Below are 23,226 nucleotides of genomic sequence, written 5' to 3' on the forward strand. Positions count from 1 at the left end.
TTCTATTTGTCAAACTGAATGCGACCTCCTTCTTTGCGACAAACTAAATGCAACCTGTCTATTTTCTGCGGTGCGTTTACTTTTTCAATTGACCCCCCGAATTTAATCTAAAAAAAAGCGCAGGGGGGATTGACTTTTTCTTCAAAATATACTATACTTCATTTAGCCACTGGTATTACCACTTTCCAAAAGAACACAACGAAAGGAACTGCGATGAAAATAAGGTGGACAGGATTGCTTGCCGCGCTGACTTTGGGCTGGGTGAATGCCGCGGAGCTTCCCCCGCCGGTGATCGGCGGCTATTATGAAGTCGGCGGCGATTACGACAGTTATCCGTGCGACCGGGTTCATCCGGATTACAACATCCTTTACAATGCGTTTCTGCAGGCCGGTGCCGCCGGCGAACTGTTGCTGGATCAGGAGCATCTGCCGAACCCGGAGCTGGTCAGGCACGGCCATCAGCGCAATCTGCCGGTACTGGTTTCGCTCGGTGGTGTCACGCCGTTCGTCGAAGTGACCGCCACACCGGAAAAATGCGCCGCTTATGTCGATAAAGTGATCAAACACGTTCAAAAGTACGATTACGACGGCATCGACGTCGACTGGGAGCACCCGCGCGAACCGGAGCAGGGCGCGCGCTGGACAGCATTGATCCGGTCGCTTCGCAGCGAACTGGACAAACTGGGCAAGCGGAACGGCCGGAAGATGTATTTGACCACCGCTTTGCCGCCGGGCGACTGGGCCTGGCAACATAACGACTTCGCGGTGATGCGGGACTGCCTGGATTACATCAACGTGATGTGCTACGATTCCGGCTGGAACTCCTCGACCTATCATGCGCCGATGCACGCCAATCCAGCCGATCCCGGCCAGGTCAATTTCGTCGAGCAATTGGAATTTCTGGAAAAAAAGGTCGGCTATCCCCGCTCGAAAATCATCGTCGGACTGCCGTTTTACGGCAACTATTTCGAGGCGGACCAGCCTTTCGTCCCGGTCGATCCCCAGCATTGGCGGCAGGTGACTTATGCCGACGCGCTGAAGCTCAGCGAAGGATATAAACGGAGCTACGAAGTAAACTCCGGCGGAGTCTGGGCCTGGGCGCCGGATCAAAAAAAGCTGGTCATTTACGATTCGCCGCAAAGCATTTACGACAAGACGCAGTATTATCTCAACCAGGGATACGGCGGGGTCTTCTGCTGGGCGGTCAACCGGGATGTGCTGCCGGACGGCAGCCAGCCGCTGACCGGGGCGATGATGCAGTCGGCAAACGATTTCAGCGCCGCCCAGGCGGTAAAATCGAAAAAAATTACCGCCGGCGATTGACTTTTTATCGAAAATATACTATACTTTAATCAAATACTGGCAATGCCACTTCAAATCAACCGGAATGCCACAAATACGGATACGGAACTGGCGAAAGAATAGAGAATGATGGAATCGGCGCCGAAAATAGTTTTAGACAACAACAGCCCGCTGGTCACCCAGGTGGCGCAATATCTGCGTTCCTACATCGGCGCCAATTTGCAAACCGGCGACAAACTGCCGTCGGAACGGATGCTGTGCAAAATGTTCGGGGTGTCGCGGATCACGGTCGGCAAGGCAATCGCTTCGCTGGTTCAGGAAGGCGTCGTCTACCAACTGCACGGTTCCGGCACCTATGTCGCCGATCCGGCGGCGGCGGATAGCAGCACCATCGCCGTGGCGGTCTACCACAGCGACAATGCCTTCTACAGCAAAGTGGTCAAGGCGATCCAGGAAGAAGCCGCCCAGGCCGGTTTCCACACGCTGCTGATCAACACCAAGGGCGAACGGGAGGCCGAAAATATCGCCCTGCGCAAGCTGCGCGGCAAAGTATCCGGCATCATTCTGGCGCCGGCGATGAACGCCGACGACGAAATTTCCAGCGAACTGGCGGCATTGATCGGTGGAAATTTTCCGGTGGTGGTCATCTGCCACAGCGGGCGGTTTCCGCTGCCGGTCAACACGGTGATCCCCAATTATCATCTGGGCGGTTATCTGGCGACCTCCCACTTGATTGAGCGCGGCTATCGCCGGATATTGTTCGGCGCGACCGGCAATATTTTTTACCGCCAGGACATTCAACTGCGTTTTTCCGGGTATCTCCAGGCGTTGAAGGACCACCGGCTGGCTTTCCATGAAGAGTGGCTGGTGATGGGCGACGGCCAGGATGTCTTCAACGGCTTCTTCCAGGACGGCCTCCAGGCGGCGGAACGGGTGGCGGCGCTGCTGGAACCGGATACGGCGCTGTTTTCGCTGGGCGACTCCTTCGCCATCGGCCTGCTGCGGGGACTGCGCGAGAAAGGCATCGCCGTCCCGGAGCAGTGCGGCCTGTGCGGCTTCGACGATATCGAACTGGCCGGCCAGTGGGGCATCGAACTGACCACCGTCAAGGTACTGTGCGAGGACATCGCCCGGGAATCGGTGCGGATCGTCGCCGAACAGATCCGCCGCCAGCACCGATTGATCGAAAACGTCATCACGCCGGTGGAGCTGGTCCCCCGCCGCACCACCCTTGGCAAAGGCCCCCGGCAGAGGATCGGTTTCCCAACCGGCAATAAAACAGGAATGGTTCCTCCGAATCAATCGTTTTCCAACCAAAATTAGTGAAAGGACACTCGAAATGAAACACCGGGAACAGTTTACATTGATTGAATTGCTCGTCGTAATTGCGATCATTGCCATTCTCGCCAGCATGCTGCTGCCGGCACTCGGCCGGGCCAAAGCCAGCGCGATGGCCACCAAATGCCTTTCCAATCTCAAACAGAACGGCCTGACGCTGATCATGTATGCGGACGAGAGCGCCAACAGCCTGCCGCCGACCTACGACGACAACACGAATTGCACCTGGGGGGAAACGATGAAGAATTCCGGCTACGAATCTCCGGCCATCCTCTGTCCAACTGGCACGCCGTCCGACTACGACGCCGGCGACCACTGGTTCCGCTACAGCTACGGCATGTGGGCCTACGATTACAACTACGTGATCAAACTGACCGACAGTTTCACCGGCGCCGGCGGCATTCCCTATACCAAGGAAGGCTTGAGCAAAATGATCGTGCTGGCCGACTCGCTGGACGATCCGGCCACCCAAACGCAAATGTATCACATCTATGGCTGGATTGAAGGCTCGCGCCTCTTCGATTTGCGGCACAACCAGAAGTGCAACGCTCTTTTCGGCGACGGCCATGCCGCCGGTTTCAATGCCGACGAAGCCAACGAGCTGGGCATCCAATACTATTACCGAAACGGCGTGGTCGGCAAAAACTGGTAACTGCGGGAATTCCGCAACCGCCGGCGGAGGGTATCGCGCCGGCGGGGGTGTACCTTGTGCAAACCTCTGAACATCCGGAGCAAATTATGATTTTTCGAAAACTGGCGGCAATCGTGCTGATGATCGGCGGTTGGAGCGGCGCGACGGGCGCGACGGACATTCATCTGAACTTTGATGACGGCGTGATTTCACGCTTCGACCCTCCGAAACTGGACGGATCTTCCCACGAACGGGTAGCCTTACAGACCAATTCGTTCTGCGCCGGCATCGGCGCCGGACGGGCGTTGGATTTGTCGAGCCGGGCGCCGGCCCGCATCCCGCTGCAATTGACGGCAACGCCGGATTACGGCGACAGTTTCAGCGTAGTTTTCTACGTTAAAACGCTGCCCGGCGCGCCGCAGGGTACCGCGATCGCCGGCAACTGCCGTTATGACGACGGCGAATCGGCCGGCTGGCTGCTGTACGCCCAGGAAAATGGCGCCTGGGCAGTCCGGCTTTCCGATGGCAAAAATAGCTATACCTATATGCCGACCGCCCGTCAGGCCATCAACGACGGCAAATTTCATCAACTGGCCTTCTGCGTCGACCGCCGGAACGGCTGTGTCCGCTTTTATCGCGACGGCGTCTGCCGGGCGATTTACAATACGCCCGGTCTGGGCGATTTGAGTTCCGGCAATCAAACGGTGGTCGGCGGTTCGGCCGACCAGGACTATTACGGCCAGGAATACGCCTTCAACGGCATGCTCGACGAAGTGCGCCTAAGCCGGGGAACGCTGGACGATGAAACGGTGCGCCGGCAGTTCAATGAATTCTTTCCGGACCGGGCGGTCAGCGTACCGGAGAACCGGACCGGGCGGCTGCGCATTTTCGAATGGAATATCTGGAGCGCCGGCAGGAATTTCGGCCGTAAAGTCGGCATCGAACGGACACTCGATGTCATTTTGAACGCCGATCCGGATGTCGTCGCGCTGATCGAAACCTACGGCCGCGGCGAGGAGATCGCCGACGCACTGGGATTTCAATTTTATCTGATCAGCAACAACCTGTCGATCCACAGCCGCTATCCGATCGAACAGATCGTCAAAGTGTTCGATCCGTCGTTTTCCGGCGGCGCGGTCATCCGGCTCAATGAGCGGCAACAGATTGCCGTCTTCGATATCTGGCTGAATTACCTGCCCGACTATTGGAGCAGCATTTCCAAAGGCGAAAAGACCGATGCCGAAATGACGCAGGACGAAGAAGAAACCCGCCACGCCGAAATCAAGCGGATTCTGGCCGGCATCGAACCATTTCTCAACCAGGCCGACCAGATCCCGGTCGTCATGCTGGGCGATTTCAACAACGGTTCGCACCTGGATTGGACGGCCGCCGCCGCCGCCCAGCACCAGGGCCACGTCATCGCCTGGCCGGTCAGCAGGACCATGCAGGAAGCCGGCCTGACCGACTCCTACCGGCTGCTCAACCCGAACGTCCACGTCTCGCCGGGTATGACCTGGTCGCCGTGGTTCGTTTCCGGCGATTACAACGTCGACCGCTGGAGCCTGTCCGACCGGATCGACTACATTTATTTCAAAGGCAAAGCGCTGCGGCCGCTGCATTCCCGGGTCGTCGACTACCATCCGGTGATGTTTCCATCGGACCACGCCGCGTTGCTGACCGATTTCGCCTGGCTCGACTGACCGACATTTGCGGTTCCCGGACGGCGGCGAAAAATTCGTCACCTTGAAGCTGCCGCCGGGAACCGTATTTCCTTCCCTTTATTACTCCTTCGGCCATTCCCATCGTGCCGTTTTCGGGAAAGGGATTCGGCAACGGCGCGTCCCCGAAACGCCGGCAAAACCAGACAGGTACACCAGAAACATCCGGCAAAAGCGGCAATTCCAACTGGAGCCGGTTTGACACCACGACCGGTTCATGGTATGGTAAGCATATATATCGGAATGTTTTGAAGAAGAAAGGTTGTAAGAGGATGAATCGGATTCTGGCTTGCCTGGTGATCGTGTGCTCCGTATGGTCGGCGGTCGCCGACTCCATTGTGCCGAACCGACCCTACGACGGCGCGGTGGTTTCCCAATTCAAAGCGGCGCAGAAGCTCTTTCTCCTGCTGACCGAGGCGGCCGGGCGCGAAGTCCTGGCCGATAACGCGCTGCGTTATGATTTCGACCACCGGGTCCGGTCCTTTCCGGAAGGTGTTGAATTGAGCTGGCATTTCAGCGGCGCCCGGCCCCGGATCCGCTCCCGCCTGCCCTGGGCGACCGCCGCCGAATTCAGCGACGCCCGGCAGGCCGCGCCGCCCCACAGTTCATACCGCCTCTACAACCTCGAAGCGGGCAGGACCTATTACTGGAAAGCCGCTGCCTGCTACGATGACGGCAGCGTAATCGAAACCCCGGTATGGAGCTTCAGCGTGGAAGAACTGACTCCCCGGGTCATGAACGTGCCCGATGTCGACAACTTTCGCGACCTGGGCGGCCGCCTCGGTCTGGAAGGCCGCCGCATCGCCCAGAACAAGATCTACCGCAGCTCCGGGTTGAACAACAATTCAAGTGACGGCAAAATTCCCGGCCCGGCCCGCTTCACCGAGGAAGGACGGCGCATCATGCTCGAAGAGCTCGGCCTCAAAACCGAAATCGATCTGCGCAGTTCGGGCGAAACCGCCGGCATGACCGCTTCGCCGCTGGGCGACGCGGTCCAATACATCAATATCTCTTCGACCAGCTATGCCGGCCTTTACTCTTCCGCCGGGCGGGACAATTATGCCGCACTCTTCCGGATATTCTGCGATCCCGAAAATTACCCGGTGAATTTCCACTGCATCGCCGGAGCCGACCGAACCGGGTCGCTGGCCTTTCTGCTGGAGGCGATTCTGGGGGTTTCCCGCCAGGAGATGATGCAGGATTACGTCTTTACCAGCTTCTTCACCATCCGCGATTACAGCGGCTTCGACACGCTGGCTGAAGGCATGGACGCCTACGGTACCGCCGAGGAATCTCTGGCCGTCAAGGCCGAACGCTATCTGCTGCAGGCCGGCATCGAACCCGAGGAAATCATGGCTTTCCGCTCCATCATGCTGGGAGAAGGGGTGCCGCCGGGACCGGTCCTGGCCGGGATCATGCAACTCAAGGCATTGATGGCGGAATATCCGGCGGCGCCCGGCGGCCTCTCCGTCGAACCGGCGGCGCTCCGGCGCGAGACGGTGCGGGTTTGCGGCAAAGATTACGAGCTGGCGCTGCCTGTATGGCAAGGAAACGCGTTGCAGGCGATCGCCGGCGACGGCAACGGCGGCTTCCGTCTTCACCTCTTCAATTCCGGAGACGCTCCGCTTTGCTTCACGTTCGCGGCCGATCCGGAGCAGTTGGCCGCCGCGGAATATTCGGTCATGAAAATGCCGCTGCCGGCGCAGCCGCAAAGTCCGATTCTTTACAGCCATGACGGCGGCAGAACACTGTGGAGCGCGGAAGAATTGAATTCCTTCCGCATGATGTTGTCGCCGCAGGAACGCCTGCTGATTCAGGTGACGCCCGGCCGACCGGCCGGGAACGCCCTCCCGGCGATGGAACCGCCGGTGAAGATGGTGAATTTTCCGGCGCTCGCAGTGATGACGTCGAAGGAAGCGCCTGACATCGACGGCGTGCTGGATGACGAAATCTGGCAACGGGCGCAGACGCTTCCCCTGCAGGGAGTGAACGGAGAAAAACTGGAAAATCCGCCCACGGTCCAATTCGCCGCCGATCCGGATTTCAACGTGCTTTACCTCGCGGCCCGTTTTCCGGATACCGAGATCATTTCGCGGCAGCGCGGCCGGGATTCGGCGGTTTATACCGATGACAGCATGGAACTGTTCCTCTCGGCGCAAAACGAAACGGACTATTACCAGATGATCTTCAACCCGGACGGCGAACTCTACGACGGGCGCAACCGGGATTCCTCCTGGTCGCTCGAAGCCTATACCGTCGGAACGCAACAGGACGAGCGGGGCTGGACGCTGGAGCTGGCGCTGCCGCTGGCGCAGTTCAATTTCACCGCGCCGCTGGAGTTGAACCTGGGGTGTTCCGATTATCCGGCCGGAAAACTTGCCAATCTCTTCCGGACCGGCGGCAGTTTCCACAACCGGAGCGCATTGCAGCCGGTGATCGGACGAGCCGACTGATTCATTCCATTCCGGCGTAAAATCCGTTCCAACGGGTTGAAACGGCGGTCGGGCGGTTGCAATCCGGTCCGAATTATTTTATAGTAAACGCCGAGACAGGAAAACACTTTTGCGAAGGAGCGAGAAGATGAACCGATTCCGGATTATGGCATGCGGTATGCTGCTGGCGGCGGCCGGCTGCAGCGCGCTTCCGCCGGCGGAAGATTCCGCGGCGAACAGCGATCGGCTGGTCGTCGCCGATTTCACCCGGGAAGCGGCGCCAGCCAATTTGAAAGTCAAACCCTCGGTGACGGTCGCGGCCGCACCGGACAACGGGCTGCTGGTGTCGATTCCGGCCCTGACGCCGGAAGAACGCTGGCCCGGCATCATCCTGTCGACCGCCCGACTGCCGCAGCGGGATTTCAGCCATTTCCCGACGCTGCTGCTGGACATCGCGCCGGAACAGGGCGATAATTTTTCCATGGAAATCGCTTTGTACAACAGCGCCGGCGAGGCGGGTTATGCCAAAATCCAACCCGGCGACGCCCAGACGGCGGAACGTCAGGTGGTGGTGGTCAATCTGGATGAAATCGCCATCGACAAGCATGACATCCGGGAAATTCATCTCTTCCACTCCCAGGTTCCCGAACCGATCCGTTATGAATTGTATCAGGTTTTCCTGCAGGGCAAGGATCTCGGGGAACAACTGGCCGGTCAAATGACACTGCTGGAACAGATCGCCGCCACCGCCGTCGCCCCGGATTTGCGGAAAACGGCGGCGAACAAGCTGCAAGAGCTCAAGGGAAGCCGGGAGCTGCTGTTCACGGCCGGCGAAACCGGGCGGGCCGCGTTTCGCACGCTGCTGAACGATACCGGCGACTGGCTGAAAGCGAACGAAACGGCTTATTACGCCGCGTTGTGTCCGCCGGAACTGGTGACGGTCGACCATACCCCGGCGCCCAGACACCGGCAGGACAGCCGGGGACGGGAGATGCAACTGGTCTGGCAGGATGAATTTGACGGCAGCGGTTTGCCGGATCCGTCCAAATGGAATTACGAAGTGGGTTTCGTCCGCAACGGTGAACGGCAATTCTATACCGAAGCGCGCGAAAAGAACGTGCGGCAGGAAAACGGCTATCTGCTGATCCAGTCACACAAGGAATCCCTGCCGCTGCCGGAAGGTCAGCCGCTCCGGGGAGAGGGCTGGCCGGCAACCATCGAATACACCTCCGGCAGCATCACCACCCACCGGCTGGCCAGTTGGTCGGCCGGCCGGATCGAAGTCCGGGCGATGCTGCCCGGCGGGCGCGGAATCTGGCCGGCCATCTGGCTGCTCGGAGAAAACATCGACACGGCCGGCTATCCGGCCTGCGGAGAAATCGACATCATGGAATATGTCGGCTATGAACCGGAACGAATTTACGGTACCGTCCACATTGCCGGTTCGCCGAATCCCTACCCGCTGACCTCGCGCGGCGACAGTATTTTCGTCGAGCGGCCGGATTTGACTTATCATGTTTATGCGGTGGAATGGGACCGGGACGGCCTCCGTCTCTTCGTTGATGACCAGCAATATTTCGAGTATTCCAGTGAGCAGGCACTTCAACTGACCAACGGCACCCCGTGGCCGTTCAATCTGCCGCAATATCTGATTCTCAATACGGCGGTCGGCGGCAGTTGGGGCGGTGCCCAGGGAATCGACGACAGTATTTTCCCGGCCGATTACAAAATCGATTATGTCCGGGTCTACGAGCCGGTTGCGGCTCAACCATGAAACCGCAGATTCCGCTGGGCGCTCCGGAGCCACCGGGCGATTGACGACTGCTGCCAGCGGTATAACAAGATTTCAGCGACAAGTGGATCCAAACAAAAGTTGACGTTCCGGGGGCGACCCGGAACGTCAACTTTTGTTTCAGGATGTAAAAACAGCGGAATCGTAATTATTTCAAAATCAAACCATTCAAACCACGCACCTGCGTCCGCCCAAGCGCTCTGGCCAAATGCACCAGTTCGGAATCACTGTAGGTCGGCCGTTGCGGCAACGTCTCATCGATCACCTCGACCGGATTGAATTGCTGCAACGTCCAGTCGGCGACTCCGAGCGCATCCAATTCCCGCCGCATCGCGTTCAAGTCTTCCGGCGACAGCAAGTCCCGGTGGACGGTAGTACGGACATCCAGTTGAATGCCCTGCTCCAAAGCAAAACGGATCACTTGCTTGACTCGTTCGGCACAATCCGGCAGCGCGCTGCCGGTCAAGGCGGCATAACGGCCGGACGGCGCTTTGAAATCAACCCCGAGCGCATCGAGCCCGCCCTCCTGGTGCAACTGCTCGATCACCGCCGGAAGGCTGCCGTTGGTATCGATTTTGATATCGAATCCCAGTTGCTTGCCCTTGACGGCGAAAGCGCCCAAACCCGGCTGCAAAGTCGGTTCCCCGCCGCTGATGACCACTCCGTCGAGCTTGCCGACCCGCCGGTTCAGAAAATTGAAGACGGCCGTCTCGGTGATGCGCGGTTGACTGGCCGGATCAAAAACCAGGCAGGGATTGTGGCAGAACGGACAGCGGAAATTGCAGCCGCCGACAAACAACACGCACCCCAGATGAGCCGGAAAATCGACGAGAGTGAATTTATATAATCCACGAATATCCATTTGAATTCTCTTGCAATATCGACGGAAAAACGCCGACGGTTCAAAAAAAATCGCACCAAGCTGCGCTGCCCGGTGCGAAAAGCAGAATCGGCGAAAAAATTATTTTTCGCAACCGCAACCTACTTCATAGGTCTTGCGGTCCTTGAACTCTTCCTTCTTGCCCTTGTTCCAGTTGGACACCGGCCGGAAATAGCCGCAAACTCTGCTGTACACTTCAGTTTTTTCTCCGCACTTAGCCATTTTTTACTCCTTCAATTTGGATGTTGTCCCGCCGTTTTCGACGGAATGAATAATTCTTTATGCTTCCAACGGGCACTCGGCATGTTCCCCCGGGATGTAGCCATGAACCGGACAGATGCTGAATGACGGCGTCAGCGTGAAATACGGAATATGATAATTTTCGGCCATGCGGCGAATCAGGCTGGCCACCTGCCTGCCGCTGTCGAGCTTCTCGCCGACAAAAGCGTGAAACACGGTACCGCCGGTATAAGCGGCCTGCAGCGGCTCCTGCAAATCGAGCGCCTCGAACAAATCCGCCGTGTAACCGACCGGCAACTGCGTCGAATTGGTATAATACGGCGTCGCGTCGCCGGCACAGATAATATTCGGGAATTTCTTGCGGTCCAGCCGGGCCAGCCGGAAACTGGTCCCCTCCGCCGGCGTCGCTTCCAGATTGTAGATGTGGCCGCTGGCCTCCTGGAAATCCTGAATTTTCTTCTTCATATGCTGCAGCACCCGCTGCGCGAAATCCCGCCCCTCTCCATCGCAGATCGAGCAGCCGAGGAAATTCAGACACGCTTCGTTCATGCCGACCAGCCCGATGGTGCTGAAATGGTTGTTCAAGGTACCGAGATAAGTTTTCGTATAGGGCAGCAGGTCGCCGTCCAGATAGCGCTGCACCACCTTGCGCTTGATTTCCAGCGATTCCATCGCCATGATCATCAGCCGGTCCAGCCGGGCGAAGAAGTCCGCTTCGTCCTGGGCCAGGTAACCGAGCCGCGGCATGTTGATCGTCACCACACCGATCGAACCGGTCTGCTCGCCGGCGCCGAACAGGCCGCCGGTTTTCTTACGCAGTTCGCGGACATCCATCTGCAGCCGGCAGCACATGCTGCGGACATCGCCGGGATTCAAATCGCTGTTGATAAAGTTCTGGAAGTACGGCAAACCGTATTTGCCGGTCACTTCGAAAAGCAGCCTGGCGTTGTCGCTTTCCCAGTCGAAATCCTTCGTGACGTTGTAAGTCGGAATCGGGAAGGTGAAAATCCGCCCGTCGCGGTCGCCTTCGGACATCACTTCCAGAAACGCCCGGTTGATCAGGTTCATTTCTTCCTGATAATCGCCGTAACAGCCCTCGTCCACCACCTGACCGCCGATGATCACCGGCGAATCTTTCAAATCCTCCGGCACCACCCAGTCGAAGGTCAAATTGGTGAACGGCGTCTGTCCCCAGCGGCTGGCGATATTCAGTCCGAAAACAAACTGCTGGATGTTCTGCTTGATCTCCTTGTAGGACAGCCCGTCGTGCCGGACGAACGGCGCCAGCAGCGTATCGAACGAATTGAACGCCTGAGCGCCGGCCCATTCGGTCTGCAAAGTCGACAGGAAATTGACGATCTGGCCGAGCGCCGTATCGAAATGCTTGGCCGGCGCCGCACTGGCCCGGCCGCCGCGGCCGCGGAACCCCTCCTGCAGCAGCTGGCGCAGGCTCCAGCCGGCGCAATAACCGACGATGCCGCAGGAAAGATCGTGCAGGTGAAAATCGCCGCTGGAATGCGCCTCGGCGATCTCGGCCGGATAAATATTGGCCAGCGTATAATTGGCGATCACCGTACCGCTGACATGGTTGAGCAGACTGGCATAGGAATAGCCCGAATTGGAGTTTTCATTGACCCGCCAATCCTCGCGGTCGATGTAGCTGGCGACCAATTCCTGGACATCCATCATCAACTGCTTGTGATCGCGCAGTTTGTCGTGCTGGGCGCGATAAAGGATGTAAAGTTTGGCCGCTTTGGTCAAGCCGCGTTTGATAAACGCCGCCTCCACCTGGTCCTGAATGACCGCGATATCCGGCACTTCGCTTTCACCGAATCCTTTGTCGGCCAATTCAAACAGAACATCCTTGCAGATCGTCTTCGCCAATTTGTCATTGGCGGTGCCGGCCGCTTTCAGCGCCTTGCCGGCCGCCAGAGTAATGCGTTCCGGATCGAAATCGACAATCCGGCCGTCCCGTTTACGAACTTTCGTCAACTGCAACAAATGCTCCGCCATTTTCCTCCCCTTCCAGAGTAATCAGATCAAAATCTTAACTTTTATGGATTTTATTTAAAATATTTTTTTCGTCCAAGCAATCTTCCATCTAGACAACGGCGCTTAATAAACCACACAATATAGAATATGTCAAATTAAAAAACCACAATATATAGTATAAATTTTCCCAAAGCGCGGTTTTCACTCACACTCAAATACTTAGGACAATGCAAGCGGCAAAGGCAAAAAAAACGCGATTTTTTTATTGGCCCGGCCTTTTCTTCCGAAATCATTTCCGGAAAGAATCGAACCACCCGCCGGAGCGCGCCCCCAAAAAACAATTGAAAAAAGCACATCCGTCATATTAATAGCAAATTTATCCTATTTTAATTCCAATGTTCGCAGCTATAGTAAGTTCTACCGTTAAACCAATAACCATATTATCGGAGATCTTTCATGAGTGAGCAAACCCAAAGTCACGCTTTTCACACGAAGAAAGCGGAACAACTCGGCATCACCTCGAGTGTCAGCCGGCCATTGAAAATCGTCTTCATGGGAGCCGGCAGCGGTTTCTTTCAGCCGCTGCTGACCGACGTCATGAACATCCCCGGCGCCGAAACCGGTGAAGTCGGCATCGTCGACATCAATGCCGAGCGGCTGGCGCTGGCCGAACAACTCGGCAACAAAATTCTCAAGGCAATGGGCAAAACCGGCTGGAAACTGACGGCCACGACCAACCGGCTGGAAGTGCTGCCCGGCGCCGACTACGTCATCAACTGCATCGAAGTCAGCGGCACCTCCTGCGTCCGTTTCGACAATGACATTCCGGCGGAATACGGCGTGCATCAATGCATCGGCGACACCATCGGACCGGGCGGGCTGTTCAAGGCGTTGCGTACCGTGCCGGTTTTCCTGGCCCTGCTGAAAGATGTCGAGAAATACTGTCCGGATGCCTGGGTTTTGAATTACACCAACCCGATGAGCATCCTCTGCCTGGCCGCCGCCCGCTATTCGAAAGCGAAAGTCATCGGCCTGTGCCACAGCGTCCAGGGTTCCAGCCACACGCTGGCCACTTACCTGGACATCCCTTACCCGGAATTGCAGTGGCGCTGCGCCGGCATCAATCATCTGGCCTGGTTCGTCGAATTGAGCCACAAAGGACGCGACCTCTATCCGCTCCTGAAAGAAAAAGCCCGGACCGATGCCGAATTTCTGGCCCAGGATCCGATCCGGCTGGATATGATGCTCTACTTCGACCATTTCGTCACCGAATCCAGCGGCCATTTCAGCGAATACCTGCCCTACTACCGGAAACGCCCGGAGCTGATCGCCAAACATTGCGGCAAAGGCTACCTCGGGGAGAGCTCCTTCTACGCCGACAACTGGCCGACCTGGCGCCAGGATTGCGACCAGCGCCGCCGCGCCTGGGTCGACGGCGAGAAGGAACTCGATCTCGACCGGTCCTGGGAATACGCCAGCTTCATCATCGAAGCGATGGAAACCAACAATCCGTTCAAAATTCACGGCACGGTGATCAATCACGGCCTGATTCCGAATCTGCCGTGGAACAATGTGGTGGAAGTTCCCTGCTTCGTCAACCGCAACGGCATCAATCCGACCCGATTCGACGACCTGCCGGACCATTGCGCGGCGGTCTGCGCCTCCAATTTGCGCATGTTCGACCTGGCCGCCAACGCCTGTATCGAGCGCAGCAAGGATCTGGCGATGAAAGCGCTGCTGCTTGATCCGCTGACTGCGGCAGTTTGTGCGCCGTCGGAAATCAAGGAGATGACCTACCGGCTGTTCGACGCGGAAAAGGATTTCCTGCCCGACTACAAATAATCGGTCGAATAACCATTTCCCTTTCCGAACGGGCCGCCGGTCATTTCCTCCGGCGGCCCGTTTCACGGTTGTGAAGCGGACATCCGACGCCGTCCGATTCCGTTTGCCAGACCGACCGCAATTCCCGCAGCCGCAGATTCCGCAGCACGCCGCAGCCGCAGCACTGATCGGCAAATGCCAGCGGCCGGCCCGACGACAGTTCCAAATGTTTGGCAAACCAGATTCGACCTCCGGCGGCAAACAACTCAACGGAGCCGCGGTCGGTCAGAATCCGGAACATTTTCCCGGCGTCGGCCGGCAACTCCAGTTCATCGGCGGCAATCCGCAGTTTCCGCTGTTCCGGCTCGAAAGCGACGTCGATACCGCAAACGGAAGCGATCAGCGGCGTTGCCGTTTCCAGTTCGAATTCGATTTCCCAGCCGCAGTCGTCCGTTTTCAGTTCCAGCAATTCGCGCGGCATGCCATTCCGCACTTCCAGCCGCTCGAACCGCCATTCCCGCCCCCGCAGCCGGGCCAATTCCCGCACCGGCGCCGCCGCCAGCCGCAACCCTTCCGCCCGGCGTTGCAGCGTCAATTCCACCGGCACGGTCATACTCTGGCTGAAACAGCCGCCGCCGCGCGCTTCTCCCCAAGTCAACCAGGCGATGAATATCCGGCGGCCGTCCGGCGCATGCGACCAGCTCTGGCCGGCATAGGCACAGCCTTCTCCGGAGCGGTTGAACAGGGCGAAAGGACCGCTTTCCGGCACGAACGACACGCCGTCGAAGTCGCCGATCCAATAACGGCCGTTGGCGCCCCAGAAAATAAACTTGACCGCGCCCGCCTCCCCCGCCACCGGCAGCGCGAAGCAACCGGGACATTCCCGTTCGCCCGGCAACAGCAATTCCCGGCCGGATTCCCGCCAGTGCAGCAAATCGCCGGAACGGTACAACTGATATGTTTTCCGGCTCCGGTCGCCCAGATAAAGCGCCAAGATCCAGTCACCGGAAACCGGGTCCTGAAAAAGATTCGGATCCCGGGCGTCTTCGAACGCCGGCAGGACGGGATTTCCCGGATATTTAGCGAAGGTCCGGCCGCCGTCCCGGCTGTAAGCCAGGCATTGACAGCAAGTTTCACCGGCCGCGGTGTAAAAGAGCAATACCGGCGGCCGACTCCCGTCCCCCAGGCCGGAAACATTGGCCTCGTCCACCACCGCGCTACCGGAAAACATCGTTCCGAAATCATCCGGTGCCAGCACGTCCCCCCACTCTTCCCAATGCAGCAAATCGGCACTGACCGCATGACCCCAGTGCATATTGCCCCAGTTGATGCCGTAGGGATTGTGCTGATAAAACAAATGCCAGCGGCCCTCGAGGAAAAACAAGCCGTTCGGATCGTTGAGCCAGCCGCGCCGGCTGGAAAAATGCCACTGCGGCCGGCCGACGCCGGCGTAACGATCCGGCGCCGCCGGATAGGCATTGGTAAAATGGAAATCGACGGCACAGTCGCCGGAATACTCGACCGTCACCTCACTTCCCGCCGGCGCCGGCGACACGCCGCAGGCGATAAAATCATACGCATCCCAACTGCCCGCTTCGAAGGTAAAATATCCCGGCGAGGCGCTGTTGGCCGACGCCGGCCAGCGCACCGTTATTTTCGGTGCGCCATTTTTCACCGGCACCAGATAGTAAACGCCCTCGATCCGCAAAATCCGCTCCATCGCTCATCTCCCGGTTGAAAGTTGCACAAATACGTGATATTCTCTTTTCAGTCGTTCCGTTACAATAATTTATCCAAACAGTTATAACAAGTGTAAAAAGGCGCCTAAATTGTGGACAAATCCGTCATGAATCGTTGCATCGCCAATCCCGGCGAATCGATCGACTGCTTTTTCCATCATCGCGGCATTCCGCTGGCCGTCTACTGCCGGCTGCTGGAATACGGCTTCACCGACCGCTTGAAAATCATGGAGCACTCCCATCCCGGGCCGCCGTTCGCCCGGCTCTTCGTCTTCCACCGGGGCGGCGCCGAAGTCGAATTGCCCGATGCCGGGCGGCATGTCACTCTGCGGCCCGGGATCATTTATCTGCTGCCGCCGGGACTCTCGTTCGATATCCGCTACGGTGTTTCCCAATTGATCTATTTCCATCTTCACATCGGCGATGCCGCCGGACGGCCGGTTTTCGACACGGTCCGGGAAATCCTTTCCCTGGCCGACCCGATATTGCTGAAACAATTTCGCGCCAGCATTTTCGACGACGCCCGCTGGGCCGCTCTCGCCGCCATCGTCTGGGCGCTGGGCGTCTGGCTGGAGCCCCGTTTCGACGAACTCGCCCGGCGCAGCGAAGAAGCGCGGCAATTCGCCCGGCTCTTCGAATATCTGCGTCATACGCCGCCGGGCCGGGTCTCCGTCAAGGAGCTGGCCGAAGTCGAACATCTGACGCCGGACGCGCTCTCCAAACGGTTCGCCCGGGTATTCAAGATGCCGCTGTCGCATTATCTGGCCGACTTCCGGATGCGCCGGGCCCGCGAACTGGTGCTGCACAGCGAACTGTCAATCGGCGAAATCGCCCGCGAGCTGGGCTTTGCCGATTCGCAATATTTCCAGCGTTTTTTCAAACAGCATGACGGCGTTACGCCAGGCAATTACCGTCGGCTGAGGCGGGAAATCTAATGAAAGACGGCAGCTGTAAGTTTTTTTGCATCAACCGTCAGCAGTTCCGGCAATTGCCCGCCCGGCCGGCTAACGGGACAACAGCCTGCATCCGGCGCCAATTTGTATTTCCCCATTTCGTGGAGTATCTTATTTCATATCGCCAAGAGAGGAGGGTAACGACTATGGATTCTTTTGCTTCAACCGTACTGTTATTGTTTCTGGTCACCAATCCGATCGGCAATTTGCCGTTGTTCATCACCACGCTGGACAGCCTGCCGCCGGAGCGTTACCGGCCGGTGGTCATCCGGGAATCGCTGTTCGCGCTGATTACGCTGGCGATTTTCATGGTCGGCGGCGACCAGGTGCTCCGGCTGCTCAAGATCACCCAGGCATCGCTTGAACTGGCCGGCGGCATCATCCTGCTGATGATCGCCATCAAACTGGTATTCGGTTCGGCGCAGTCCGAAGCGGATGTACCGGGTGCGCCCGCCCGGCCGCCGCGCAAAGAACCCTTCATCGTGCCGCTGGCTATTCCCTACATCGCCGGGCCGGCCGCCATTTCCACCTGCATCCTGGTCGGCGGCAAAGGCTGGGAAATGCTGTTGATCAGCCTGACGGCGCTGTTGGCCGCCTGGCTGCTGGGCACCCTGATTCTGCTTTCCGGCCGCTGGGCCGGTAAAATTCTCGGCGTGCGGGCGCTGGCGGCGCTGGAAACCCTGATGGGTCTGCTGCTGACCACGATGGCGGTGGAAATGCTGATCAAAGGCATCAAAATCGCTTTTCTGCAGGCTTAGCCTGAGGGTTGCGAAACTTTCGAATTGCCGGAAAATGTCGTGAAGATTAAGCTTTTTTTCAAAAAAAGCAAAGCTGGATTTTGAGATACGTCTGGCCGGTTTCCGACAGGCCGGTTCCAATGCTTCGTCCAGCCGGCATAGCAATTTCCCCTCGCTTGTTGAGCTCTAAGGCTGGTTGTGAGTTGACAGGGAGATCTGTCGTTGTTACTTCTCACTGGATTGGTACAAATTTGGCGCAAACTTGCAATATCACCATCTCTTCAATCGCTCATTTCTGTTTCTGAGCTGAAAAAAATGGCAGCGGGAGTTGGAATCGAACCAACGGCCTTCAGGTCATGAGCCTGGCGGGCTTTTTTGACGGTCCTTCCGGAAACGCCGGAAAACCCCAAATCGGCCGGAAAATGGCGAAGCCTATTTTTATTTGCCGGAAAATGCGTTATATTAATACCTTGCCGTAAATTTTGGAAAATTGCCGCCGGGCATGTCCCGGCCGGTTGATATGGAGCAATGGTGGTATATGAAAATAAACCCTTTGATTGAAAACGCCTATCAGGTGCTGGACGGGGCGGAGTTGTCGCGCGATGACGCTCTGGCGCTCGCCGACGGCATACACGGCAACGATATTCTGGATTTGATTTCGTTGGCCAACAAGGTGAAGGACAGCTATGCCGTGCCGATGTTGAGCTGTTCGATTCTGAATGCCAAGTCCGGGACCTGTTCGCAGAATTGCCGGTTCTGCGCGCAATCCGCCCACCATCGGACCCAGATCGAGACCTATCCGCTGCTCTCCGCCGGGGAGGTATTGGCGGCGGCGCGGCAGGTTTATCAAAGCGGCATCCGCACATTCGGTTATGTAACCAGCGGCTACGGTTATCTGGAACCGACGCCGGAATTCCTGGATATCCTGGATACGCTGGATGCCGTGCATGCCGAATTGCCGGAACTCAAACTGTGCGTTTCGATCGGCATCCTCAGCGGAAAGACCGCCAGAATGCTGGCGGAGCATCATGTCTGGCGTTACAATATGAATTTGCAGACCAACCCGCAGCGCTACGCCGAGCTGATTGCCGACACCCATACGGTCGAGGACAAAATCCGGACGATTCGCCATCTGCAGCAGTACGGCGTCGAAATCTGCTGCGGCGGCATTATCGGGTTGGGCGAAACCTGGGCGGACCGGGTTGAAATGGCGATCGCCATCCGCGATCTGGAGGTCGAAGGCGCGCCGTTGAACGTGCTGCTGCCGATTCCGGGAACGCCGCTGGAGCATCTTGAACCGATTTCGCCGGCCGATGTGGCGAAAACCTTTGCACTGTTCCGCCTGATCAATCCGTCGAAGCAGTTGAAATTCGCTGCCGGGCGCGAAACCAGGATGAAGGATTTCCAGGGACTTTTGATGCTGAGCGGCTTGAACAGCCTGATGACCGGCGGTTATCTGACGACGCGCGGCCGCAGTGTCGAAGAGGATCAAAAGTTCATCGCCGAACTGGCCGATTTCAGCACGCCGGAGCGATGATGCCGGCGTCCTTCTATCAGCGGATTGCCGAAGAGCTCGACGTTTTGCGGCAAGCCGGACAGTACCGTGTTTTGCGGGAAATTGCCGAAGCCGGATCAACCGAAGTCTGCTGGCAGGGCCGCCGCTACGTCAATCTGGCCGGCAACGATTATCTGGGGCTGGCCGCCGACCGGGACTGGCGGAACCGTTTTTATGCCGAATGCCGGCAGGATACGGCGCAGCTCGGTTTGTCGGCGGCTTCGTCCCGGCTGCTGACCGGCAACCATCCGTTTTACGGCCGGCTGGAACGCTCGCTCGGAGCGCTTTACAACAATCGGGCGGTATTGATATTGAACAGCGGCTACCACGCCAATCTCGGCATTTTGCCGGCCATCAGCCGCAAAGGCGATTTGATTCTGGCCGACAAACTCAATCACGCCAGCCTGATCGACGGCCTGCAGCTCTGCCAGGCGGATTACCGGCGGTACCGCCATCTGGATTATCGCCATCTGGAACAACTGCTGAGCGAAGCGCGCCGCAATCCGGAAGTCCGGGAAATTTTCATCGTCAGCGAATCGGTGTTCAGCATGGACGGCGATCTGGCCGATTTGCGCCATCTGGCGGAACTGCGGGAACGTTACCGGGCGGTGCTGGTGCTGGATGAAGCGCATGCGGTCGGCGTGTTCGGTCCGGCCGGCGCCGGCTTGGCTGAAGCGCAGGGCGTGCTCGGCGAAGTCGATTTTCTGGTCGGTACGCTCGGCAAGGCGTTCGGTTCGGCCGGCGCCTATGTCGTGACCGAACCGGCAGCCCGGGAATATCTGGTCAATAAAATGCGTCCGCTGATCTTCACGACCGGCCTGCCGCCGGTGGTGGTGGCATGGACCGACTTTGTCGTTCGGCACCTGCCGGAACTGGCTGGCCGCCGCGACCGGGTGCGGCAGTTGGCGCAACAATGGAGCGAGGTGCTGGAGGCGCGCCGGCTTGCCACCGGCGGCAATTCCCAGATCGTCCCGCTGGTTGCCGGCAGCAATCCGGCGGCGGTGGCGCTGGCGGAACGGTTTCAGCAGGCCGGCATTCTGGTCTTCGCAATCCGGCCGCCGACGGTGCCGCCCGGAACGGCGCGGTTGCGATTTTCCTTCAGCGCGACGCTGGATGACGACGTGATCGCCCGGATGGCGGATCTGGTTTGAACTGACATGCGAACGATACTGCAAACCGCAAATTCAACCGAGCTGCTGATCATCTTTGCCGGCTGGGGCATGGACGAGACCGTCTTCGGTCATTTGGCGGCCGGCAATCAGGATGTGTTGTATTGTTTCGATTATACGGAACCGGGCGAGCTGGCCTGGCCGGATCTGGCCGCGAAGTACCGTCGTATTTCGCTGCTGGCCTGGTCGTTCGGCGTCTTTGCGGCCGGTTGTTGTTGCGCTGGCCGCTCCTTTGAACGGGCCCTGGCGGTCAATGGGACGCTGACACCGGTCGACGACCGTTTCGGCATCACCGAAGCGGTATTTCAAGCGACACTGGAAAATTGGTCGGAAACGGTCCGTCATAAATTTTTTCGACGGATGAATGACGATCAAATGACGAATCGTTTTTTTTCGGCCCATCCGCTACGGCGGACGTTGGAAAGTCAACGGCTGGAATTGGAATCTTTAGCGGCGCAGGCGGCGGGCAGCCGTTCCCCTGCCAATTGTTTCGACACGGTGCTGATCGGTCGGCGCGACCGGATTTTTCCGCCCCGGGCACAGCATTGCGCCTGGGACCGGGAACCGGCGGTGCGGCAGATCGAAGCGGATTTGCCGCACTATCCGTTCGCTGTTTTCGATAATTACCGGGAGATTTTTCATTTTGACGGAAATTGACAAAAAACTGGTCTGCCGGCGGTTCGGCCGTCATTTGACCAGTTATGACGCCAATGCGCATTTGCAGCACCAGATGGCGGAGCGGCTGCTGACCCAACTGCTTCGGACGACCGGCCGGCCGGCATGGCCGCGGGTTCTGGAAATCGGCTGCGGCAGCGGCGGTCTCAGCCGGTTGATTGCCGAACGGCTGCAATGCGGACGGCTGTGGCTGAACGACCTGGTGCCGGACTGTGCCGCCGCGGCCGCCAATATTGCCGGCGCCGTTTTTCTGCCGGGCGATATCGAGACGTTGATTTTGCCGGAATCGCTCGATTTGATCCTTTCCAATGCGGCGCTGCAATGGGTCGGCGATTTGCCCCGGCTGCTGGTCCGGCTCCGGGCGGCGCTGCAGCACGGCGGGGTGCTGGCTTTTACGACCTTCGGTCCGGCGACCTGCCGGGAAATCGGCCAGTTATGCCAGGTGGCGCTGCCCTATCGTTCACTGGACGAATTGACGGCGCTGCTGGCGGCGCAGTTCGAAGTGCTGGAGAGGGATGAGGCAGTGCGGACATTGGGTTTTTCCGAACCGGCGGCGGTTCTGCGGCATCTGAAGGCGACCGGCGTCAGCGGGGCCGGCCGGCCGGAATATTGGACGCGGGGCCGGCTGGCGGCTTTCTATGCCGAATATCGGCAGAAATTTCCGTTTGCCGGCGGCGTCGGTTTGACATATCAGCCGATCCGGTTTATTGTGCGTAAGAACTAGTTGGAACAAAGGTTTCCGAACAGGCAAGGAGAGATATGTTCATGCGAGTTTTCAAGACGGTTCTTGGGATGGCGGGCGGACTGCTGCTGTGGCTGGCCGCCGGCTGCGCGACGACCCCCTATACCGACCGGACCCAATTCATCACCTTGAGCGAGTCCGAGGAACTTCAACTGGGCGACGAAGCCTGGCAGGAGGTGCTGAAGGAGTGTTCGGTCAGCAAGGATGAAAAGCAGAATGCCATGCTCAAAGAGGTGGCGACCCGTTTGATTGCCGTCGCCGACCGGCCGAATTACCAGTGGGAATACGTGGTCGTCGATGACGACGCGACGGCCAACGCGTTTGCGTTGCCGGGCGGCAAAATCGCCGTCTACAGCGGCCTGTTTCCATTCGTCAACAGCGTCGACGATCTGGCGGTCGTCGTCAGTCACGAAGTGGCGCACGCGCTGGCCAGGCATTCGGCGGAACGGATGAGTCAGCAAACGATGATCGCGCTGGGCAGTCTGCTGACCGATGTGGCGTTTGAATCCAACCAGGGAGCCAATCTGGCCTATTCGGTGATTTCGCAATACGGTTTCACGCTGCGTTACAGCCGGGAGCAGGAATATGAAGCGGATCATATCGGTTTGATTTTAATGTTGAAAAGCGGCTTCGATGTCGATTGCGCCATCCCGTTCTGGGAACGCTTCGACCCCGACCGCGGTTACGACCGGCTGACACAGTATGCGTCGACCCATCCGCGCGGCGCCGCCCGGGCGGCGGAAATTGCCGAAGCACTGCCGGAATTGAAGAAGAAATACGGCAAGACCGACTGAGATGCCGCCAACGATTCACGTCAATCGCAACCCGGTCGCCTGGATTGGCCTGGGTGCTGCGCTGAGCGGCGTACTGTTGTTCGCTTGGCTGTTGTTCGGGCCGCAGGTCACTTTGATAACCGTTTCGGCGGTGAAATTTCTGCCGCCGGCAGACGGGGGAACCTGGCAGGCGGCGTTTCTGCTGGCCGACCGGCTGGAAGCGGAGCCGGATGTCGGGTTGAGCGGGGAAACGCTGAGTCAGCTCTACCGCCGAAGCGGGGAAGCGCCGACGGCGTTGACGCCGGGAGACTATGTGTTGCGCCGGGCCGGCCGGCAATGGCGGCCGGCCGCATCGTTTGCCCCCGGTGATATGAAATTAACTTTTTCCGCCGACAGGCGAATGGTGACGGAATACGATTTGACGGACGGCACCGCCCGGCTGCCGGTGCCGCTGCTGACGGTGCACTGGGACTATCCGGACGGCGATGTGCAGATGAACCAAACGATGGCGCCGTCGGATCGTTGGCTTTATCAAGCCTGGCGCCTGGAACGGGTACCGGAATTCTATCGTCACTATCCGGTGTTGTATCGTCACCGGGTCTGGCTGCCGGGCGGCCTGGCGATATTGATCCTGGCCGGCTGGGGCGTTTACCGTTTCATGCGGAATTGAGGAGGGGAAACGTTGTCGATGACGGCAATTATCATCGCTTCCGGACTGGAAAAAAATGGAAGTGGTG

The 23,226-nt window shown here is 58.4% G+C and carries 18 protein-coding genes and 1 pseudogene; 15 read left to right on the forward strand and 4 right to left on the reverse strand.

All coding sequences use genetic code 11. The annotated features are described in order from the left end of the window. Window positions 1-213: 213 nt before the first annotated feature. The 6 genes from HWX74_RS06105 (at window position 214) to HWX74_RS06130 (ending at window position 9,195) form a co-directional block, all read left to right on the forward strand. Window positions 214-1,323: a glycoside hydrolase family 18 protein gene (locus tag HWX74_RS06105; protein ID WP_176012707.1), complete on the forward strand. Its 1,110-nt coding sequence runs from the start codon at window positions 214-216 to the stop codon at window positions 1,321-1,323. Window positions 1,324-1,428: 105 nt separating this feature from the next. Then, entirely contained in the window at window positions 1,429-2,625 is a 1,197-nt protein-coding gene (locus HWX74_RS06110) for a substrate-binding domain-containing protein (protein ID WP_176012708.1), read from the forward strand. Window positions 2,626-2,641: 16 nt separating this feature from the next. Then, window positions 2,642-3,292, forward strand: coding sequence for a prepilin-type N-terminal cleavage/methylation domain-containing protein (locus HWX74_RS06115; RefSeq protein WP_176012709.1), 651 nt, complete (start codon window positions 2,642-2,644; stop codon window positions 3,290-3,292). 86 nt (window positions 3,293-3,378) lie between these two features. Beyond that, window positions 3,379-4,971, forward strand: a complete 1,593-nt coding sequence (locus HWX74_RS06120; RefSeq protein ID WP_176012710.1) for an endonuclease/exonuclease/phosphatase family protein — start codon at window positions 3,379-3,381, stop codon at window positions 4,969-4,971. A 290-nt stretch (window positions 4,972-5,261) separates the two neighbouring features. Further along, the gene (locus HWX74_RS06125; protein ID WP_176012711.1) at window positions 5,262-7,442 is read left to right on the forward strand and encodes a tyrosine-protein phosphatase; all 2,181 of its coding nucleotides are present in this window, start codon (window positions 5,262-5,264) and stop codon (window positions 7,440-7,442) included. 127 nt (window positions 7,443-7,569) lie between these two features. Next, window positions 7,570-9,195, forward strand: coding sequence for a glycoside hydrolase family 16 protein (locus HWX74_RS06130; protein ID WP_176012712.1), 1,626 nt, complete (start codon window positions 7,570-7,572; stop codon window positions 9,193-9,195). A gap of 166 nt (window positions 9,196-9,361) precedes the next feature. Here the strand turns inward: HWX74_RS06130 and HWX74_RS06135 are convergent, their stop codons facing one another. From HWX74_RS06135 to HWX74_RS06145, 3 genes and pseudogenes are all read right to left on the reverse strand, one after another. After that, a complete protein-coding gene (locus tag HWX74_RS06135) occupies window positions 9,362-10,075 on the reverse strand; it encodes an anaerobic ribonucleoside-triphosphate reductase activating protein (protein ID WP_176012713.1) in 714 nt (237 codons plus the stop codon). Between the two features lie 99 nt (window positions 10,076-10,174). After that, window positions 10,175-12,346: pseudogene (locus HWX74_RS06140) on the reverse strand (ribonucleoside triphosphate reductase). 198 nt (window positions 12,347-12,544) lie between these two features. After that, window positions 12,545-12,688 (reverse strand): hypothetical protein, encoded by a 144-nt coding sequence (locus HWX74_RS06145; protein WP_176012714.1) that lies wholly within the window; start codon window positions 12,686-12,688, stop codon window positions 12,545-12,547. Between the two features lie 93 nt (window positions 12,689-12,781). Between HWX74_RS06145 and HWX74_RS06150 the strand changes: the two genes are divergently transcribed. After that, entirely contained in the window at window positions 12,782-14,167 is a 1,386-nt protein-coding gene (locus tag HWX74_RS06150) for an alpha-glucosidase/alpha-galactosidase (RefSeq protein ID WP_176012715.1), read from the forward strand. A gap of 40 nt (window positions 14,168-14,207) precedes the next feature. On the opposite strand, the gene HWX74_RS06155 is transcribed toward HWX74_RS06150, so the two are convergent. Beyond that, the gene (locus HWX74_RS06155; RefSeq protein ID WP_176012716.1) at window positions 14,208-15,866 is read right to left on the reverse strand and encodes a glycoside hydrolase family 32 protein; all 1,659 of its coding nucleotides are present in this window, start codon (window positions 15,864-15,866) and stop codon (window positions 14,208-14,210) included. A gap of 126 nt (window positions 15,867-15,992) precedes the next feature. On the opposite strand from HWX74_RS06155, the gene HWX74_RS06160 reads away from it, so the two are divergent. The 8 genes from HWX74_RS06160 to HWX74_RS06195 all read left to right on the forward strand — a co-directional run bounded on the left by HWX74_RS06160 (window position 15,993) and on the right by HWX74_RS06195 (window position 23,159). Further along, complete coding sequence (locus HWX74_RS06160) at window positions 15,993-16,820, forward strand: helix-turn-helix transcriptional regulator (RefSeq protein ID WP_176012717.1); 828 nt, start codon at window positions 15,993-15,995, stop codon at window positions 16,818-16,820. 164 nt (window positions 16,821-16,984) lie between these two features. Beyond that, entirely contained in the window at window positions 16,985-17,596 is a 612-nt protein-coding gene (locus tag HWX74_RS06165; protein ID WP_176012718.1) for a MarC family protein, read from the forward strand. A 517-nt stretch (window positions 17,597-18,113) separates the two neighbouring features. After that, window positions 18,114-19,112 (forward strand): biotin synthase BioB, encoded by a 999-nt coding sequence (bioB, locus tag HWX74_RS06170; protein WP_217704868.1) that lies wholly within the window; start codon window positions 18,114-18,116, stop codon window positions 19,110-19,112. Continuing rightward, entirely contained in the window at window positions 19,112-20,281 is a 1,170-nt protein-coding gene (locus HWX74_RS06175) for an 8-amino-7-oxononanoate synthase (protein WP_176014545.1), read from the forward strand. Before bioB ends, HWX74_RS06175 begins: the two co-directional genes overlap by 1 nt. A gap of 6 nt (window positions 20,282-20,287) precedes the next feature. After that, window positions 20,288-20,956, forward strand: a complete 669-nt coding sequence (locus HWX74_RS06180) for a pimeloyl-ACP methyl esterase BioG family protein (protein WP_176012719.1) — start codon at window positions 20,288-20,290, stop codon at window positions 20,954-20,956. Next, window positions 20,943-21,698 carry a malonyl-ACP O-methyltransferase BioC gene (bioC, locus tag HWX74_RS06185; protein ID WP_176012720.1) on the forward strand — a complete coding sequence of 252 codons (756 nt, stop codon included), beginning with the start codon at window positions 20,943-20,945 and terminating at the stop codon, window positions 21,696-21,698. Before HWX74_RS06180 ends, bioC begins: the two co-directional genes overlap by 14 nt. Window positions 21,699-21,739: 41 nt before the next feature. Next, window positions 21,740-22,510, forward strand: a complete 771-nt coding sequence (locus HWX74_RS06190) for a M48 family metallopeptidase (RefSeq protein ID WP_217704869.1) — start codon at window positions 21,740-21,742, stop codon at window positions 22,508-22,510. Window position 22,511: 1 nt separating this feature from the next. Then, window positions 22,512-23,159 carry a hypothetical protein gene (locus tag HWX74_RS06195; protein ID WP_176012722.1) on the forward strand — a complete coding sequence of 216 codons (648 nt, stop codon included), beginning with the start codon at window positions 22,512-22,514 and terminating at the stop codon, window positions 23,157-23,159. Window positions 23,160-23,226 lie beyond the last annotated feature (67 nt).

It is taken from the genome of Victivallis sp. Marseille-Q1083, assembly GCF_903645315.1.
Lineage (GTDB): Bacteria > Verrucomicrobiota > Lentisphaeria > Victivallales > Victivallaceae > UMGS1518.